Below are 238 nucleotides of genomic sequence, written 5' to 3' on the forward strand. Positions count from 1 at the left end.
ATTATAATAAAAAAAAATTATCCCAAAATCCTATCAAAATGCAGGCTACTTCTTGCTTTGTGCAACCACTTTTCCCATCAAAATCAGCCATTTTATATAACTCTCCAACCAAATCATCTACTCACTTAACTACTACTCGCACGTCTCTAATCAAGGCTTCTGCTTCAGTAGCCTTTGAGCCCTTAACATTTAACTACAACTCCAAATTCTCGGTTTTTCCTGCAGAGGCATGTGAGAT

1 protein-coding gene is annotated in these 238 nt (G+C 37.0%); it reads left to right on the forward strand.

The window, feature by feature from the left end; translation table 11 throughout:
• Window positions 1-38: 38 nt before the first annotated feature.
• A partial coding sequence (locus M9Q43_RS14070; RefSeq protein WP_262319495.1) for a hypothetical protein occupies window positions 39-238 on the forward strand: 200 nt, incomplete at its 3' end.

It is taken from the genome of Flavobacterium odoriferum, assembly GCF_025499515.1.
Lineage (GTDB): Bacteria > Bacteroidota > Bacteroidia > Flavobacteriales > Flavobacteriaceae > Flavobacterium > Flavobacterium odoriferum.